This window comes from Coleofasciculus sp. E2-BRE-01 (assembly GCF_040221695.1).
Classification (GTDB): domain Bacteria; phylum Cyanobacteriota; class Cyanobacteriia; order Cyanobacteriales; family Coleofasciculaceae; genus Coleofasciculus.
This window is the reverse complement of record NZ_JAVKEA010000190.1, coordinates 21,350-37,714: the sequence shown is the minus strand read 5'-3', so window position 1 is coordinate 37,714 and position 16,365 is coordinate 21,350. Positions and strand designations below refer to the sequence as shown.

The window sequence follows — 16,365 nt, the reverse complement described above, 5'->3', positions numbered from 1 at the left end:
AAAACGTAAAAACGATACTCAGGAGAAATATTTTATGTCTGAAGCAACGACTCATTATTCTAGCTATGACCCTCTGGCGCGAATTTACAACGAAGACTGGGCGATGGCAATCCTAAAGGAGACGCTATCACCCATAGAAAAATTGCTGCTCCCCCATCTACCAGAAGGAGCGCACATTCTTGACCTCGGTTGCGGTGCTGGACAATTGGCACAACAACTCCTTGAAGAAGGATATAAAGTCACTGGAATCGATGGCTCTAAAGGAATGTTGAATTATGCTCGCCAGAATGCCCCCAGTGGACAATTTATACTGGGTGATGCCTGCTCATTTGAATATCCACCAACGTTTCATGGAGTTATTTCAATTGGTGTCTTAAACCATATCATGAAGCTTGAGGAGTTGAAAAAAATATTTCATAACGTGTATGAGGCATTATTAGACAATGGTTTGTTCGTCTTCTACATCTATTTAGAAGAAGAGTATCAGTCCAAATGGAATGGTCAGATGTCGGGTAATGTTAAAGATGACTATGCTTGGGCGGCTCGAAATAGCTATTGTCCCGAAGAAAAAGTCGGTCGGATCAATTTAACGGTTTTTCAATGGGTTGATGAAACGTGGCAGCGTTCAGATACTACTATCCTTGAAAAGTGTTATTCTACTTCAGACGTTCAGTCCGCTTTGTCAAAAGCAGGCTTTACCGATGTGAGTATTTATGATGCTGAGCGTGATTTAGCAATACCTGCAAGAGCGGGTAGTACCTATTTTGTTTGTCGTAAGCGGCTTGAGTGATCAGGCTTGCATAGTTAAATCGGGCGCACGTCGGTACGCCCCTACACTTCTCATCTATTAAATTAGGTGTGCCACATCACTACTCTTTGCTTTGTTGATACTAGGAATTAGAAAAGGAGATAAGAATTTTATGGCAACCCAAACAGAAACTAGCGCTACTGTATCTACCTCAGAGAAAACGCTCCATCAACAGAAGGCTCTAGAAGAATTTATTGCCCGCTATACCCAACGGACGAAAACGTCAAAACAGCTTGCAGAAAACTATCGTCCAGTTCTCGCTGACAACAAAAACTTAGGAGAATTCAATCCCGTTTTTAAAGAACTATATTATCCTATTGTGGGAAAACGCTCTTTAGGTTCCCGAATCTGGGATGTTGATGATAACGAATATATTGATGTGATGATGGGGCTGGGAATTAATCTCTTTGGTCATAATCCGCCCTTTATTAAAGAAGCACTCCTCGAACAATTGGATAAAGGCATACAAATTGGGCCACAATCAGAGCTAGTCGGGGAGGTAGCTGAGTTAATTTGTCAACTGACGGGGATGGAACGGGTAGCATTTAGTAATACAGGCACTGAAGCTGTGATGACGGCGATTCGTCTGGCACGAGCGGCAACAGGTCGTACTAAAATTGCCTTATTCTCAGGCTCCTATCATGGTCATTTTGATGGAACACTGGTTAAAGCCCAAAGGGTAGATGGCAATTTGCGTGTCGTACCTCTTGCTCCCGGCGTACCTCCTAATACTGTTAACGATGTTTTGATTTTGGATTATGGGAATCCTCAATCATTCGAGAGTATCAAAGAGTATGAACAAGAATTAGCAGCGGTTCTCGTGGTTCCTGTGCAAACCAGTAGACCTGCTTTACAGCCAAAAACATTCCTCCAGCAACTGCGCCAATTAACCCACGACTTAGGGATAACTTTAATTTTCGATGAAATGGTAACCGGATTTCGCATTCATCCGGGGGGCGCACAGGCTTATTTTGGCGTTGAAGCCGATATCGCCACCTATGGAAAAATTGTCGGTGGTGGAATGCCTATTGGTATCATTGCTGGCAAAGCCGTCTATATGGATGCGATTGATGGTGGGATGTGGAATTATGGGGATTCTTCCTACCCCCAAGCCACAAAGACATTTTTTGCAGGTACATTCTGTAAGCATCCCTTAGCCATGGCGGCGGCACGAGCAGTTCTAAAGCATCTCAAGACTCAAGGTTCTGCTCTCCAGGAACAGTTGAATCAACGCACGTCGCAATTGGTTGAAACGTTGAATACTTTCTTTGAAGCTAATCAAGTCCCCCTGCGGTTGGCAAATTTTGGCTCACTATTCGGATCAGCTTCTATAGAAAATCCCTCCTCTGCGGAGAATTCTGCGGCGTCAGGGAGTATGGGTTTATTACGCTATCAACTACTCAGCCGAGGAGTTCACCTCCTCGGAGCCAGTGGTTATTTATCCACTGCTCATACTGATGAGGATATCGATTACATCATTCAAGCCGTGAAGGATAGTATAGGGGAACTGCGATAGGGAGGGTATTTGCTCAGCTTAAAGGGGAATTGTATTATCCCAGATGTTCGGAATATTTAAGCGGAAGTTCCCCTTTGACTGCAGCTTCATGAGTCCTGATTTGCTACCAAATACTTGAATAAATCATCAATCACTGCATAAGCCGCGAGCGGATTTCCACCTCTCCAAGTTTGTAAATTGACTGTATATACCCGTCCCTGCTGAACAGCTTTGAGCTTATTCCACAGTGGCTTTTGTTTAAGTTGTTTAAGCATATTTTCAGAGTCATTATCTTCATCTACAGAGATAAAAATGACATCCCCGTCTATATCAGTTAGGAGTTCCTCAGAGAGAATAACGAGTCCAGAATCATTCTCTAAATCCTGGGTTGGTGGGCGGCTTAAACCAACTTCATCAAGGATCATGCCACTAAAGGAGTTTTTTAAATCAATAGAAATACCACCACAGCAAAGATACATATAGGACACTTCAATCTCTCGATACTGATCACCCAATGCTGCCCTAAGTTTCTGAATTCGCTGTTCGTAATTCGCCCAGATTTGCTTAGCTGCTTCAGTTTGACCTAAAACCTCAGCGACAAAGTTAAAATGCTCTTTCCATGAGGGATATCCCTGCCAGTCATCAACTACTGTTGGCGCAATTTGAGAAAGTTGATTGTAGGAAGCTCCCCAATCATTCAGGGTAATAATTAAATCAGGCGTTAGGGTCAAAATCTTTTCTAAGTTAGGTTGTTGGTTGGTTCCAACCGTTTTAATCCCATCTAATTTCCCTTCTAAATAAGGAGGTATGTTGTCAAAATAGAGAGTTGTTCCAACTGGCTTAACCTCAAGGGCAAGAGCATTTGCCATGGTGGGAACACCCAGTACAACGAGACGTTGAGGGTTGAGTGGAACACAGGTTTTTCCAGCCACATGCTCAACCATACGGCAATTGGTTGAGGATGACGTTTTAGGGATAGAGGAATAATTGCACGCTACAATCAAAACTACTATTATGCAAAATAAAAAAACCTTTTGATAAGCGTAAACCAAGTCACGAGAATACCTTTGAACCCAGAGCTTCTTGAACATAGCTAGTACAGTCCTCAGAACCACTTTTACCGCACCCAAGTCTGTTAAGTGGGTGGACTTTCATTAAAGTTAACGGTTGAGATTAGATTAGGGAATAGGGAATAATGGGCATAGCCTCTCTTGCAACTTTAATTTAAAAAGCTCAGCCAGCTTTCCAGGATACTGTGGGAGAACAAGTTGATAATTATTTTCAATAGATGTATCGCTAAATCGGTTTCTTTGTCAAGGAGTTGAGCGAAATATTTTTTGGTGCGGGAGAGTCAGCTAGTGCAGCGGGCATAAAAATACTTGAGCAGCTTCGTAGATACGATGAAGCAGGGGGAGCAGAGGGAGCAGGGGAAGCGGGGGGAGATATTAGCTGTTCAGTTATTTCTGCCTTCTTGCACTAGTTTATCTGCAATCATAGGCATGGGGTCAACATTTAAATTCATTATGACCAGTTACCAATTTCCAGAGAAGTTCTGGTGGGGAAGCGCCACGGCTTCCTATCAAATCGAAGGTGCAGTAAACGAAAGTGGGCGCAAACCCAGTGTCTGGGATACATTTAGCGCTACCCCTGGACGTACCCTTAACGGTGATACGGGTGCTGTGGCTTGTGATCATTATCATCGCTACGAACACGATATAGACTTAATAGCACAACTGGGTATTCAACACTATCGGTTTAGTATCGCCTGGTCACGAATTATTCCCGATGGTCGTGGTACGGTGAATGAACAAGGGGTTGATTTTTATAAGCGTTTGGTGGATTGCTTGCAGGATAAGGGAATTACGCCCCACGCTACCTTATTTCACTGGGATTCCCCCCAGGCGTTAGACGAGGCTTACGGTTCCTGGCAAAGTCGGCAAATGGCAATCGATTATGCTGACTATGTTACCACCGTGGTCAGTCGATTAGGCGATCGCATTACCCATTGGATGACGCTGAATGAAATACCCTGCTTTACTCACTGGGGTTATAGCGTTAATTCTGATCCACCTCATGCACCAGGAACGCGGGTGAGTTCACTCAAGCAGGTGTGGCAAACCTCTCATCATGCCCTTTTAGCCCACGGTTTAGGGTGTCAAGCCATTCGCGCCGCATCACCTGTTCCCTGTTCAGTGAGTTTAGTGGATAATTTTGCCGTAACCGTACCGATTAATGAATCTCCTGATCATATAGAGGCGGCTAAAAAAGCCTTTCATACTGTTGGAAAAAATGGCGGGATTGTTTTTCCTGCTTTAACAGGACAGTATAGTCCGGCATTGTTGGAAAAATTAGGCGAAAATGCGCCCGATATTCAGGATAAAGACTTAGAAACCATTCATCAACCCTTAGATTTTCTGGGATTTAATGTTTACTTCGGTGATTATGTTCGCGCTGTTGATAATGAATGCGGATATGAGGTTATCGACTTTCCCGAACATTATCCGAAACTGAATATGCCATGGTTGCATATTTTGCCAGATTGTATTTATTGGGGCATTCGTCATATTAGTGAAACTGTGGGGCGTCCTGATTTACCCATTGTGATTACTGAAAACGGTTGTGCTGTTGCGGATGAATTAAATAGCCAGGGGGAAGTTATCGATATTGATCGCATTTTTTACCTGCGCCAGCACTTGCGATCGGCTCATCGCGCTATTGCTGAAGGATATCCCCTCAACGGATATTTTCTCTGGAGTTTAATGGATAACTTTGAATGGTCTTATGGCTATGACCGTCGATTTGGATTGATTTATATTGATTATCCCACTCAGAACCGGATTCCTAAAGCCAGCTTTGATTGGTATCGAGAATGTATTAGAACCAATCGCGTGGTGTAGGATGGGATTAACTATACCAAATAGGGCTTTCTCCACCTTGAAGTTTATGTCCATCTACTGGCGTGGCACAGCTAACATGGTGGTAGAGATTTTACCATTAAATTGGGCGCAAGTCTTTGCGCTCCTACAGTTTTGCGTCGGTGTCGTTGCCCAGTTACGGCGCAAACAAAAGTCCGCTATTCTAATTAAAAAATAGGATGCAAGCGAGATATCGCGTTTCTCATCAGATGAGGTACAGGGATGAGGGCGCAAGGCTTCATGCTTGTCAACTTAAGCCCCAACCCCCTCACCCCCAGCTGACAGGTGTAGGTTTTTTATTTTAGGGTGGGGACAAGACAAGGAGGACAAGGATGGAAAGAAGACAAGGGGGAAAAACCGTACAGAATTCGGTTCGGTCAAACTAACTTCTAAAAGCCGAAACGCCCTATTTTTCGTTCTCACTCTTCCTTGTCTACTGGTCTACTTGTCTTCCTTGTCTTACCTCAACCCCAATCTTAAAAAACCTACCCTTGTGAGCTCTCCCACCCCGGGGAGAGGGGAGCCATGTTCCTTTTCATGATTCCAGAAGCGTCTTTATGTGATGATTCCCCTTCTGCCTTGGAACCTTCTGCCTTATCCCAACCCAAACGGGGGTAGTTAACCCGGATTGAGTAATGACAGCCAATTCTCAGAACTTAATTTTAGCCTTACGTCACGGTTTGATCGTCTCTTGTCAAGCCCCCGTTGACTCGCCTCTCCATGATCCATTGGTGATTGCGGCGATGGCGCAAGCCTCTGTGAATCAGGGCGCGGTTGGGGTGCGAATTGAGACCCCAGCCCATGTTCAAGCGGTGCGGCAGCAATGTCCGACAACGCCGATTATTGGGTTGTGGAAACAGCAAATACCCGGATCTGAGGTTTACATTACCCCTCAGTTTAATCATGCCCAGGCGATCGCGTTAGCCGGAGCTGATATTATTGCTGTTGATGCTACGTTACGACAACGCCCTGGTGGGGAAACCCTCTCTGAATTAATTCCCCGAATTCACGCGGAATTGGGTAAGCCTGTAATGGCGGATATCGATACGATTGAAAATGCTATCGCCGCCGTGAACGCTGGGGCTGATGTTGTGGGAACTACCCTGTATGGTTACACCGCCTCAACCCAACATCTCCAGCCACCGGGGTTTGAACTTTTGTCCCAAATCGTCGAACAGTTAGACGTGCCAACCATCTGTGAAGGCGGGATTGCATCGCCCCAGATGGCACAACAAGCCCTAAAGTTAGGCGCTGATGCTGTGGTGGTGGGAACGGCGATTACGGGAATTGATTGGCAAGTTCAAGCCTATCAAAAGGCGATGAGGGATGGTTATAAATTATAAGTAATGAATTTGAATTTCCTATTTGATCAGATTTACGGTAAAATGAAGGGTTTATTTTGGGTATTTCTATTGCCTATGCGATCGCAAAAGTGACAAAATGTAAACAGAGCGGTAGTCCGTGACTAGGGGTATTCAGGGGTCAGGTGCGAAACATTGCCAGGTTCAGCGCAGGGTGGTGGCGATTGGCACACAGACTTGCGATCGCCCAACCAAGCGTTGACCCAGATTGTAAAAAATTGCAAATAATGTGCATAACCTCTAGCCAAGTGGACGTATGAAATAGTGGAGGTGATGGTTATGCTGGCATTCTTGATTTTAATTGCCTACCTTACAGGTTCTGCAATTTTTCTCGATGTTTTGTTTAAGGAAGAGTTAAAACAGTTTTAAGGAGATAGAGACAGTAAGTATAGCAGTAGACACATCGAAGCAAGATCCCCGACTTCTCCAAGAAGTCGGGGATCTTGCTTCGATGTGTACCTCACTTACTTGAAAAGCGCTATAAGTTGTACAAAAGTTGTTTAAACTGTTCCTGAAAAGCATCTCGGCTAAATTTAGCCAGACATTGTTCTCGCAACCACTCCCCATCACAGCGCTGATCCTCTCCTTTAAGGATTTCAATACAGGCTGCTGCTACAGCGTCCGGATCACGGTGCGGTACTCGCCAGCCTAAACGCCCATCCTGTAAAGGATCAGCCGATCCATCGGCGTCCCCAGCTAATACAGGTTTACCGCAAGCCATGGCTTCTAAATAAACAATACCAAAGCCTTCTTGAGAGGGCATGATATAAGCATCCGCTACGCGGTAATGTTCCACTAAGTCACTGGTGGGAACGAACCCAGCAAAAACGACGCGATCGCGAACACCAAGATCGTGAGTCAATTGTGCTAATCTAGGCTGATCATCACCGCGCCCAATGACTAAATAGTTTACATCTGGGAAAACCGTCGCGATTTTGGGGAGGGCGCGAATCGTCACATCCACTCCCTTATAAATATCCCCTGACCACAGACGTGCTACAGTCATTAATACTTTAGCCCCTGCCAAATCATATCGCTGAATTAACGCTGGAGACTTGTCACCCGGAGTAAAGGCATCACCATCCACCATACAAGGTAAAATCTTTACCTGATCGCGATCTAACCCATTCGCCGCACAAGCGCGATCGCGACTGTAGCGACTAATTGTCCAGATTTGAGCCGCACCAGCCAGCGCCCGACGTTGGGAATCAGGTAATGGCTGCCAAACTTCCTTACCATAAGTCAAAACGGTGTAAGGAATACCCAATGGCTGACAAAGAAACTGAATCAGAGGGGCTAAGTTAATATGACCACAGAATACATGCTTGGGGCGTTTTTGCCACAAACAAAGCCCCAGCGCTGCGGCTAGCCTGAGACGCCCTAGCATTGGGGGTTTAGTTTTTAGGTAATGGAATTGTAGACAGGGGACATCAAACGGATTGTCGCAATCTGGGCTATCCCGGAGTAAAAATACCTCAGCCCCGATCTTGGCTTCAGATTGAGCCTGAATGGATATATACGCTTGTAATATATTTTTAACGTAAGATTGAATACCGCCTTCAATGGTAAAAATCTCTAGAAAAACAAATAAATGATGAGTTGGGGTATTATTCAGACTCCTCAATTTTTTCTTTTCCCCCGACCTACTAATGCTGTATGTTTAAATTCTTCCTAACCCCAATACTACTCGAATAAGTTCTATAGCGCTACGCGCCAGGCAATGGGCAATAGGCAATAGGCAATAGTGAAGAAAAACGCTTACTCATCAAGGGATTGACCCTTCGACTTACCTCGACTTACCTCGGCTTCGCTCGGTAACACGCTCGGTACAAGTCGCTCAGGGTCAAAGCGATTTGAATTTTTCTTTTATGTCCTAACTAGAGTGCGTAGTGCTATATTTGGCTGTTCCCTGTGACACACCGAGCGAAGTCGAGGTGTTCCCTGTTCCCTGATAATATAACACCTGCCATTGCCTTAGATTGAAAGATAACTAAGACAGCGACAGGTGTTAAGTTCAAAGAATTTGAACGTTTAGAACAGACCCAAAGTAAACGATTTGTCAATGGGGAACGTCGCGCCAATACCCATCCACAGCGTAACCAGGGTACCAATCATAAAGACAGTGGTTGCCACTGGGCGGCGGAAGGGGTTTTGGAACTTGTTGACGTTTTCGATAAAGGGAACCAGGATTAGACCCAGTGGAATCGCTCCCGTCAACGCAATCCCCAAGAGTTTATTGGGAACAACGCGCAGAATTTGGAATGAAGGATAGAGATACCATTCCGGTAGGATTTCTAGGGGAGTGGCAAACGGATCAGCAGGTTCGCCAACCATAGCTGGATCGAGGACAGCTAGAGCAACGCATAGCGCGATTGTCCCCATAATCACGATTGGGAAGGTGTAAAGCAGGTCATTGGGCCAAGCAGGTTCACCGTAGTAGTTGTGACCCATGCCTTGAGCCAATTTTTCGCGTAATTTGGGATCGCTGAGATCCGGCTTTTTCAGAATTGACATGATTTTAAATGTCCTTAATCAACAAAGAGTAGCACGTCTTTGTCAGGAATCGCCGTTTAGAGGGGACCAGAGATACCCTGCTTGCGAATCATGATAAAGTGCAGCAGCATGAAGACGGCAATGAGCCAAGGAAGAACAAAGGTGTGCAGGCTGTAGAAGCGAGTCAAGGTAGCTTGACCCACACTTTGACCGCCACGAATGAGTTCAACGATTAAGGAACCAACTACAGGAATCGCGTCAGGAACACCGGAGACGATTTTGACCGCCCAGTAGCCCACTTGATCCCAAGGTAGGGAGTACCCTGTCACGCCAAAGGAAACGGTAATGACTGCCAAGATTACGCCTGTTACCCAGGTTAATTCCCGTGGCTTTTTGAATCCGCCTGTCAGATAAACCCGGAAGACGTGCAAAATCATCATTAGCACCATCATACTGGCAGACCAGCGATGGACGGAACGGATCAGCCAACCGAAGTTGACATCCGTCATGATGTACTGTACAGACGCAAATGCATCAGTGACCGTTGGTCTGTAGTAAAAGGTCATGGCAAATCCAGTAGCGAACTGGATAATAAAGCAAACCAGAGTAATTCCACCGAGACAGTAGAAGATATTAACGTGGGGAGGAACGTACTTTGATGTTACGTCTTCAGCTAATGCCTGAATTTCTAGACGCTCCTGAAACCAGTTAAAAGCTTTTGATTCAGTTACCTGCTTAGAAAACATGAAGCCAGAATTTTTAGAAGGATATTGCTGTTTGCGTGTGAGCTAATCCTGGATAGGGTATAAGTCTACCAGGAAATGAGATAGCTCTGGGACTAGCGTTTAATACCGCTGGGGCGGAATCTTTGTATCGGGAACACTGACCCGATTTGAAATTGCTCTATGAGAAATGTAACATAACTTGACAAGAGTAGTCCTTTGTCATTCGTCATTCGTCCTTTGTCATTTGTTGAAAACTACTTGCACTCTGTCGGGCGGGTTTAGGGATATCAGGGTGAAAACCAAACGTTAACGGTAAAACCCGCCCCTACATCTCCCCTAGCTCCCCCAGCTCCCCCTGCTCCCCATCACCCCATCTGCGCCAACAGGAGGGGGAAACTGTGCAGTTGGCACACTTATTTTTCCAGACTTTGCCAAACTAGATAAATGAGAGCATCAAAGCCTAGCGTTAATTTTTGTTGAGTTATGCCAAAACGATCATTCTGGGTTGGACTGATAATCCTTTGCCAAATTGTCCTGTTATGGGTGGGGTGGACTCCCTCAGCTTTAGCATCGACTCAAGAAGAACAACTATTTTCCGAAGCGTGGCGGATTGTCTCGCAAGCGTATGTGGATGACTCCTTTAACGAGCAAAACTGGTGGCTGGTGCGCCAGAAAACTCTGAAGAAGGATTTAGAGGATCGTGATGCCACGTATAAGGCGATTGAGGGCATGTTAGCCACTCTGGATGATCCCTACACGCGATTGCTTAAACCGAGTCAATATCGCAGTCTCAAGGTGAATACATCCGGTGAACTGTCTGGTGTGGGGTTACAAATTGCCCTGGATGATGAAACCGGGCAATTAGCTGTTGTCGCGCCCATCGCTGGATCTCCCGCCGAGGAAGCCGGAATTCAACCGCGCGATCGCATTGTGGCAATTGATGGCGAAACCACAGCCGCCTTAACCCTTGATGAAGCCGCCGCCCGGATGCGAGGACCCGTTGGCACAAGTGTAACCCTCTCGATTCAGAGTAAGGACGAGCAACCTAGGGTGATTGAACTGGTGCGCGATCGCATTGCCCTCAATCCAGTTTATGCCGCACTCGATTCTGAATCCAACAACATCCCCATTGGCTACATTCGCTTAACCCAATTTAGTGCCAATGCGCCCACGGAAGTCGAAGCTGCCATTAACCGATTAGAGAAAGAAGGGGCAAATGCTTACATTCTCGATCTGCGGAATAATCCCGGCGGTTTATTGCAGGCGGGTTTAGAAATTGCTCGTCTCTGGCTGGATCGTGGCACTATTGTCTATACCGTTAATCGCAATGGCATGATGGGCAGTTTTGATGCTTTTGGACAGGCAGTTACAGAAGCACCGTTAGTCGTATTAGTCAACCAGGGAAGTGCCAGCGCCAGTGAAATTTTAGCGGGCGCACTTCAAGACAATGGTAGAGCAGAACTTGTCGGGGAACGAACCTTTGGGAAAGGATTAATTCAGTCCTTATTTGACTTATCTGACGGATCAGGTTTAGCCGTAACCGTTGCCAAATACGAGACGCCCAATCATCGAGATATCAACAAGTTAGGAATTACGCCGGATTGGGAGGTGTCTCTTGATCCGATTCCTGTGACTCGTGCGGGTACAGCCTCAGATCGCCAATATCAAGCCGCCGTGGAGTTATTGACGGGGGATTCTGTCTTAGCCGCTAAAGCCGCATAAGTCAGAGATGGGGGAGATGGGGGAGATGGGGGAGATGGGGGAGATGGGGGAGATGAGGGAGATGGGGGAGATGGGGGAGATGAGGGAGATGGGGAAGATGAGGGAGATGGGGGAGATAAGGGAGTTTTAACGAAAAATAGAGCGTTTCAGCTTTTTACAGTTAGTTTGACCGAACCTAATTCTGTACGGTTTTTCTTCCTTGTCTTCTTTCCTTCCTTGTCCTCCTTGTCTTGTCCCCACCCTAAAATAAAAAATCTACACCTGTCAGGTTGTAGGGGCGGGTTTTACCCATAACGTTTTGGCACAAACCGATAACTGAACTAAACCCGCCCTTCTGGGGATTCAGGGGACGCAAAAATTAAATTAGATCTGATCTGAACCGTCAAAAATTAGTCGGGGCGGGTTTAGTGACATCGGGGTGAGGGAAGAAACGATAATAGTGAAACCCGCCTTTACACCATCAAACTCGGTCAATTTGAGACAGCCGTTTATAAGCCTGATCGATCGCGCCTTTCCCCCGCAGCGCCCCGGTGTTTGCGCCAGGACAAATATAACTCAAGGTGTCTGGTGTAAAGCGATCAAGGAGAAATTGGAGGCTGCGAAGTTGCCGTTGCCAGTGAAATGTTTTTGACACTCGTAACGGTACAGGTTCTCCCTCTGGGTTCGGTAGCAAATGGCGTCCAGAAAATAATACGCCCCCTTCCTGGTTGTAGTAAAGGCAAGCGGAACCCGGAGAATGACCCGGTGTCCATAAGGCAGTACAGCGATCGCAAATTGTCAACTCTCGCTGAAAGGGGGTAACTTGGGCGCTGGGTAGCAGGTAGGCTTCTTGTTCTTGAATCACCAGGTTACAGCCAAAGGCGTCCTGAATCTCTTGGGCTTTGCCGATACCGCCGCGATGGGTAATGAACAGACAGGAGACACCGCCGTGATCCCGCAAAAATTGGTGAGTGACATCATTCCAAGCTGGACAATCAATCAACACCCCAGTCCCATTCTCTACAATGAAATAAGCTGTACCTCCTAAGGTGTCACGATTGGGTGGAAATGCGAAAATGTGATTAAGGACTAGGCGTGGGGATTTGAACACAGTAGCTTGTAGATTGGGCGACGATCTGGAACGAAAAACACGATGATCCGTTTGATACAAATCAGGTTGCACAATACGGATTGGTCTGTAATCATTAGCCACTTGGACTAATCAGACTCATCTGGGTCAAAATTTTGCTTTTATTACGAATGGGTATCTGTACATCATGGAACTCTGGTTACTCCTAATTTTACTTGTTTTCATTGCCTACTTTATTGGCAGGTACTCGGTTACCAGGATGAACCGGATGCCGACACCCTCTCAAAACTCAGCGACTGGATCAACCGTTTCCCAGGCGGCTGAAAAGTTAGGGCTGCGTCCAATAACCAAGCAGGAAGAAACGGAACTGCGAAATTGTTTTCCTTGGGGCGTATACTATCTCCAAAATCTGGAGTATCGTCCCCAAGCGGTTTTATGTCGGGGTAAACTCCGTACCAATCCGGATGCGGCTTACAAAACAGTGCGGAAAAATGTTGAGGCAGAATTTGGCGATCGCTTTTTTGTGATTTTTCAGGAAAGCTTCAGTGGGAAACCCTTCTTTGCCCTGGTTCCCAACCCCTACACCCAGTCTAGAGGGAAACGGTTGCAGGACGAGTTAACCCGACCGGGGCTAGCATTAGCTCTCTTTGTGATTACCTTATTTACCACAACTGTGGTGGGTGCCACTCAGATTGCCGGACTTTCGCCCGAACAAGTGCAATCCAACCCAGAAGCATTACTCAAAGGATTGCCCTATGCCTTAGCCCTGATGGCAATTTTAGGGGTTCACGAACTCGGTCATTACCTCGTCGCGATGTATTACAAAATGCGGACGACTCTGCCCTACTTTATCCCTATACCCTTTTTCTTAGGTACCTTTGGCGCATTTATCCAGATGCGATCGCCTGTACCTAATCGCAAAGCCTTATTTGACGTAGGCATTGCTGGTCCCGTGGCAGGGTTACTGGTTGCCCTTCCCCTGCTGTTCTGGGGGTTAGCCCATTCTAGTCCGGTTCCGTTGACGGAAGAATCGGGATTGGTAAATATCCAATCCTTAGATCCGCGTTTTTCCCTATTGCTGTCAGTCCTCGGCAAATGGGCATTAGGTAGTGAATTCATGCCAGATATGGCAATCAACCTGCATCCAGTCGCTGTGGCTGGGTATATTGGGTTAGTCGTCACGGCGTTTAATTTAATGCCCGTCGGTCAACTGGATGGCGGTCATATTATCCACGCCATGTTTGGACAGAGAACCGGTGCAGCCATTGGTCAACTGAGTCGCTTATTGATGTTGGTTTTGGCATTCCTACAACCCGATTTACTCCTGTGGGCGATTATTTTAATCTTGCTACCCGTTATCGATGAACCCGCGTTGAACGATGTTTCAGAATTGGATAACTGGCGGGATTTGGCTGGATTGCTAGCGCTGACTGTTTTGGTGAGTATTCTCTTACCCGTTCCGGGAACCCTGTCTCAATGGTTGAATTTTTAGGCGTCACCACTCCTGTAGTTTTCGATGTAGCATGAAAGAAACAACAAAATCTTATTTCTTCTACTCGCTAGAGCCTTCTCCAGGGACGCCTAATGCCGAGTAGCTGCAAATCCTAACCTGCTAAAATATTTGTTGTCCCCTTGTCTCCCTTATCTCCCTTGTCCCGAAGAGTTGCGATCGCCCAATGGTTAAACTAAATTAAACCACTGTGGGTTATTCGCTTGTCGTTGTTACCGCCTTCGGTCAACCCAAGGATAAAAAAAATGTCTCAAACTGAAACTTCCCGATTCCATAAACCTGCCAACAACAGCACCCCCAAGGACTTACATCAGCCTTCTGAAGCTTCAGATGCTAAAGAAAGCCATCTATTGCTGGTGGAAGATGATGAAGGACGCCGAATCGTTCCCTTAGACGCGGAAGTCTATTCCCTTGGTCGATCGCCGAATTGCGATATCCGCTTGTTCTCCATGTTTGTCTCGAACCAACATGCGACGTTACGACGGATAGCACTTGATGACGGGTCTTACTGCTACAAAATTATGGATGGCAATCTCCAAGGTCAACCTAGCACCAATGGTATCTTGGTTAATGGTCGTAAAATTAGTGCTTACGAACTTAAAGATAGCGATCACGTTATGTTTAGCGGTAGTTCAGGCGTGAGTGCGAAATACTACCGACTGAAGCCCGAAGATAAAAGACTTAAGTCCGAAGACAAACAAGGCGGATCTCAAGACCCGTTTGATATTACTCTAATTGACCCCAGTGTGTTAGACGGCTAGAGTCGAGCAGAATTTACTCCATCAAATTTAAATTTTAGGAGGGGTTCGTCGTCATTAGTCATGGGTCAATTGGGAGTACGTGTGATACTAAATAAGACATGGAACAACAGACAATTCAGGTAATTGGTGGTGGATTAGCGGGTACGGAAGCCGCGTGGCAGATTGCCCAAGCGGGTGTGTCTGTGGTACTCCATGAGATGCGCCCAGTGCAGATGAGTCCCGCCCATCATACCGGAGAATTAGCAGAATTGGTCTGTAGTAATTCCTTTGGGGCGCTATCTAGCGATCGCGCGGCGGGGTTGTTGCATGAAGAGTTACGCCGTCTGGATTCTATTGTTATCGCTAAGGCAGATAACCATGCAGTTCCGGCTGGGGGGGCGTTGGCGGTAGATCGGGGGGTATTTAGCCACGATTTGACCGAAACCCTTGCCAGTCATCCCTTGATTGAGTTACGGCGGGGGGAAGTGCCACAAATTCCCCCAGATGGGGTTGTGGTGCTGACAACAGGTCCGCTGACGAGTCCAGCTTTAGCAACAGACTTGCAGCGCTTCACCGGGATGGACTATTTCAGTTTCTTTGATGCCGCGTCGCCGATTGTCGTCGGGGAGTCGATTAATCAAGAGATTGCGTTTATGGCGTCCCGATATGACAAGGGAGAAGCCGCTTATCTGAATTGTCCCATGAATCGGGAGGAATATTTACGGTTTTGGCAGGAATTGTGTCAGGCGGAAAAAGCCGAGTTAAAGGATTTTGAGCAAGAAACGGCAAAGTTCTTTGAAGGCTGTTTACCGATTGAAGAAATGGCGCGACGGGGGGAAGATACGATGCGCTATGGTCCCCTGAAGCCTGTGGGATTATTTGATAGCCGTCAGGGAGATTTTCGCGCCCCAGAAAATCAGAGTAAACGCCCCTATGCGGTGGTACAGTTACGCCAAGAAGATAAGGCGGGTCAGTTGTGGAACATGGTTGGGTTTCAGACAAACCTGCGTTGGGGCGAACAGAAGCGAGTCTTTCGGTTAATTCCAGGATTGGAAAATGCCGAGTTTGTGCGGATGGGCGTGATGCACCGGAATACGTTTATTAATTCGCCCGAATTGCTGTATCCCACACTACAGTTTAAAAATCGTCCAACCCTGTTAGCGGCGGGTCAATTGATGGGAACGGAAGGGTATACAGCCGCATCGGCTGGGGGTTGGTTAGCGGGGACAAATGCAGCGCGGTTGGTGTTGGGATTGGAACCGATTACGTTACCGCCAACGACGATGATGGGGGCATTATTTGAGTTTATTAGTTCCGCCTCACCGAAACACTTTCAACCCATGCCACCCAATTTTGGTATTTTACCACCGTTAGGGGTGCGGATTAAAGGGAAAAAAGAGCGGTATGGGGCGTATCGCGATCGCGCTTTAGCTGATTTGCAGAGTTGGCGCCAGAAATGCCAAGTCTCGGCGGCTTGATTCAGACCAAATTACGCCAAATGCAAAGAACTATTATATCCGTAGGTAT

Annotated in this window: 15 protein-coding genes; 10 read left to right on the top strand and 5 right to left on the bottom strand. The window is 46.6% G+C overall.

Features of this window, described 5'->3' with window-relative positions; translation table 11 throughout:
- Nucleotides 1-34: 34 nt before the first annotated feature.
- Both RIG66_RS23710 and RIG66_RS23705 read left to right on the top strand, forming a co-directional pair.
- Nucleotides 35-790 (top strand): class I SAM-dependent methyltransferase, encoded by a 756-nt coding sequence (locus RIG66_RS23710; protein ID WP_446381159.1) that lies wholly within the window; start codon nucleotides 35-37, stop codon nucleotides 788-790.
- 130 nt (nucleotides 791-920) lie between these two features.
- Nucleotides 921-2,324: an aspartate aminotransferase family protein gene (locus RIG66_RS23705; RefSeq protein ID WP_446381158.1), complete on the top strand. Its 1,404-nt coding sequence runs from the start codon at nucleotides 921-923 to the stop codon at nucleotides 2,322-2,324.
- A gap of 86 nt (nucleotides 2,325-2,410) precedes the next feature.
- Here RIG66_RS23705 and RIG66_RS23700 read toward each other — a convergent pair whose 3' ends face one another.
- The gene (locus tag RIG66_RS23700; protein WP_446381157.1) at nucleotides 2,411-3,247 is read right to left on the bottom strand and encodes an iron-siderophore ABC transporter substrate-binding protein; all 837 of its coding nucleotides are present in this window, start codon (nucleotides 3,245-3,247) and stop codon (nucleotides 2,411-2,413) included.
- Nucleotides 3,248-3,624: 377 nt separating this feature from the next.
- Here RIG66_RS23700 and RIG66_RS23695 point away from each other — a divergent pair, with 377 nt between their 5' ends.
- The 4 genes from RIG66_RS23695 to RIG66_RS23680 all read left to right on the top strand — a co-directional run bounded on the left by RIG66_RS23695 (nucleotide 3,625) and on the right by RIG66_RS23680 (nucleotide 6,561).
- The gene (locus RIG66_RS23695) at nucleotides 3,625-3,783 is read left to right on the top strand and encodes a hypothetical protein (RefSeq protein WP_446381156.1); all 159 of its coding nucleotides are present in this window, start codon (nucleotides 3,625-3,627) and stop codon (nucleotides 3,781-3,783) included.
- Between the two features lie 43 nt (nucleotides 3,784-3,826).
- Nucleotides 3,827-5,200, top strand: a complete 1,374-nt coding sequence (locus RIG66_RS23690) for a GH1 family beta-glucosidase (protein ID WP_446381155.1) — start codon at nucleotides 3,827-3,829, stop codon at nucleotides 5,198-5,200.
- A 46-nt stretch (nucleotides 5,201-5,246) separates the two neighbouring features.
- Entirely contained in the window at nucleotides 5,247-5,396 is a 150-nt protein-coding gene (locus RIG66_RS23685) for a hypothetical protein (RefSeq protein WP_446381154.1), read from the top strand.
- A 457-nt stretch (nucleotides 5,397-5,853) separates the two neighbouring features.
- Nucleotides 5,854-6,561, top strand: coding sequence for an N-acetylmannosamine-6-phosphate 2-epimerase (locus tag RIG66_RS23680; RefSeq protein ID WP_446381153.1), 708 nt, complete (start codon nucleotides 5,854-5,856; stop codon nucleotides 6,559-6,561).
- 496 nt (nucleotides 6,562-7,057) lie between these two features.
- On the opposite strand, the gene RIG66_RS23675 is transcribed toward RIG66_RS23680, so the two are convergent.
- The 3 genes from RIG66_RS23675 to petB all read right to left on the bottom strand — a co-directional run bounded on the left by RIG66_RS23675 (nucleotide 7,058) and on the right by petB (nucleotide 9,818).
- Nucleotides 7,058-8,203 (bottom strand): glycosyltransferase family 4 protein, encoded by a 1,146-nt coding sequence (locus RIG66_RS23675; protein WP_446381152.1) that lies wholly within the window; start codon nucleotides 8,201-8,203, stop codon nucleotides 7,058-7,060.
- A gap of 407 nt (nucleotides 8,204-8,610) precedes the next feature.
- Nucleotides 8,611-9,093 (bottom strand): cytochrome b6-f complex subunit IV, encoded by a 483-nt coding sequence (gene petD / locus RIG66_RS23670; protein WP_446381151.1) that lies wholly within the window; start codon nucleotides 9,091-9,093, stop codon nucleotides 8,611-8,613.
- Between the two features lie 56 nt (nucleotides 9,094-9,149).
- Nucleotides 9,150-9,818 carry a cytochrome b6 gene (gene petB, locus RIG66_RS23665; protein ID WP_006105380.1) on the bottom strand — a complete coding sequence of 223 codons (669 nt, stop codon included), beginning with the start codon at nucleotides 9,816-9,818 and terminating at the stop codon, nucleotides 9,150-9,152.
- A gap of 462 nt (nucleotides 9,819-10,280) precedes the next feature.
- Here petB and ctpA point away from each other — a divergent pair, with 462 nt between their 5' ends.
- Complete coding sequence (gene ctpA / locus RIG66_RS23660) at nucleotides 10,281-11,519, top strand: carboxyl-terminal processing protease CtpA (RefSeq protein WP_446381150.1); 1,239 nt, start codon at nucleotides 10,281-10,283, stop codon at nucleotides 11,517-11,519.
- Between the two features lie 460 nt (nucleotides 11,520-11,979).
- On the opposite strand, the gene RIG66_RS23655 is transcribed toward ctpA, so the two are convergent.
- Entirely contained in the window at nucleotides 11,980-12,609 is a 630-nt protein-coding gene (locus RIG66_RS23655) for an MBL fold metallo-hydrolase (protein ID WP_446381149.1), read from the bottom strand.
- A gap of 166 nt (nucleotides 12,610-12,775) precedes the next feature.
- Here RIG66_RS23655 and RIG66_RS23650 point away from each other — a divergent pair, with 166 nt between their 5' ends.
- The 3 genes from RIG66_RS23650 to trmFO all read left to right on the top strand — a co-directional run bounded on the left by RIG66_RS23650 (nucleotide 12,776) and on the right by trmFO (nucleotide 16,316).
- Nucleotides 12,776-14,080, top strand: a complete 1,305-nt coding sequence (locus RIG66_RS23650) for a site-2 protease family protein (protein WP_446381148.1) — start codon at nucleotides 12,776-12,778, stop codon at nucleotides 14,078-14,080.
- 263 nt (nucleotides 14,081-14,343) lie between these two features.
- Nucleotides 14,344-14,859, top strand: coding sequence for an FHA domain-containing protein (locus RIG66_RS23645; protein WP_446381147.1), 516 nt, complete (start codon nucleotides 14,344-14,346; stop codon nucleotides 14,857-14,859).
- A 98-nt stretch (nucleotides 14,860-14,957) separates the two neighbouring features.
- Entirely contained in the window at nucleotides 14,958-16,316 is a 1,359-nt protein-coding gene (trmFO, locus tag RIG66_RS23640; RefSeq protein ID WP_446381146.1) for an FADH(2)-oxidizing methylenetetrahydrofolate--tRNA-(uracil(54)-C(5))-methyltransferase TrmFO, read from the top strand.
- The last annotated feature ends 49 nt before the right edge of the window (nucleotides 16,317-16,365 follow it).

Coding starts and splice junctions, on each gene's coding strand:
- RIG66_RS23710 (WP_446381159.1), top strand. CDS start 35: ATGTCTGAAGCAACGACTCATTATTCTAGCTATGACCCTCTGGCGCGA.
- RIG66_RS23705 (WP_446381158.1), top strand. CDS start 921: ATGGCAACCCAAACAGAAACTAGCGCTACTGTATCTACCTCAGAGAAA.
- RIG66_RS23700 (WP_446381157.1), bottom strand. CDS start 3,247: ATGGTTGAGCATGTGGCTGGAAAAACCTGTGTTCCACTCAACCCTCAA.
- RIG66_RS23690 (WP_446381155.1), top strand. CDS start 3,827: ATGACCAGTTACCAATTTCCAGAGAAGTTCTGGTGGGGAAGCGCCACG.
- RIG66_RS23685 (WP_446381154.1), top strand. CDS start 5,247: ATGTCCATCTACTGGCGTGGCACAGCTAACATGGTGGTAGAGATTTTA.
- RIG66_RS23680 (WP_446381153.1), top strand. CDS start 5,854: ATGACAGCCAATTCTCAGAACTTAATTTTAGCCTTACGTCACGGTTTG.
- petD (WP_446381151.1), bottom strand. CDS start 9,093: ATGTCAATTCTGAAAAAGCCGGATCTCAGCGATCCCAAATTACGCGAA.
- petB (WP_006105380.1), bottom strand. CDS start 9,818: ATGTTTTCTAAGCAGGTAACTGAATCAAAAGCTTTTAACTGGTTTCAG.
- ctpA (WP_446381150.1), top strand. CDS start 10,281: ATGCCAAAACGATCATTCTGGGTTGGACTGATAATCCTTTGCCAAATT.
- RIG66_RS23650 (WP_446381148.1), top strand. CDS start 12,776: ATGGAACTCTGGTTACTCCTAATTTTACTTGTTTTCATTGCCTACTTT.
- RIG66_RS23645 (WP_446381147.1), top strand. CDS start 14,344: ATGTCTCAAACTGAAACTTCCCGATTCCATAAACCTGCCAACAACAGC.
- trmFO (WP_446381146.1), top strand. CDS start 14,958: ATGGAACAACAGACAATTCAGGTAATTGGTGGTGGATTAGCGGGTACG.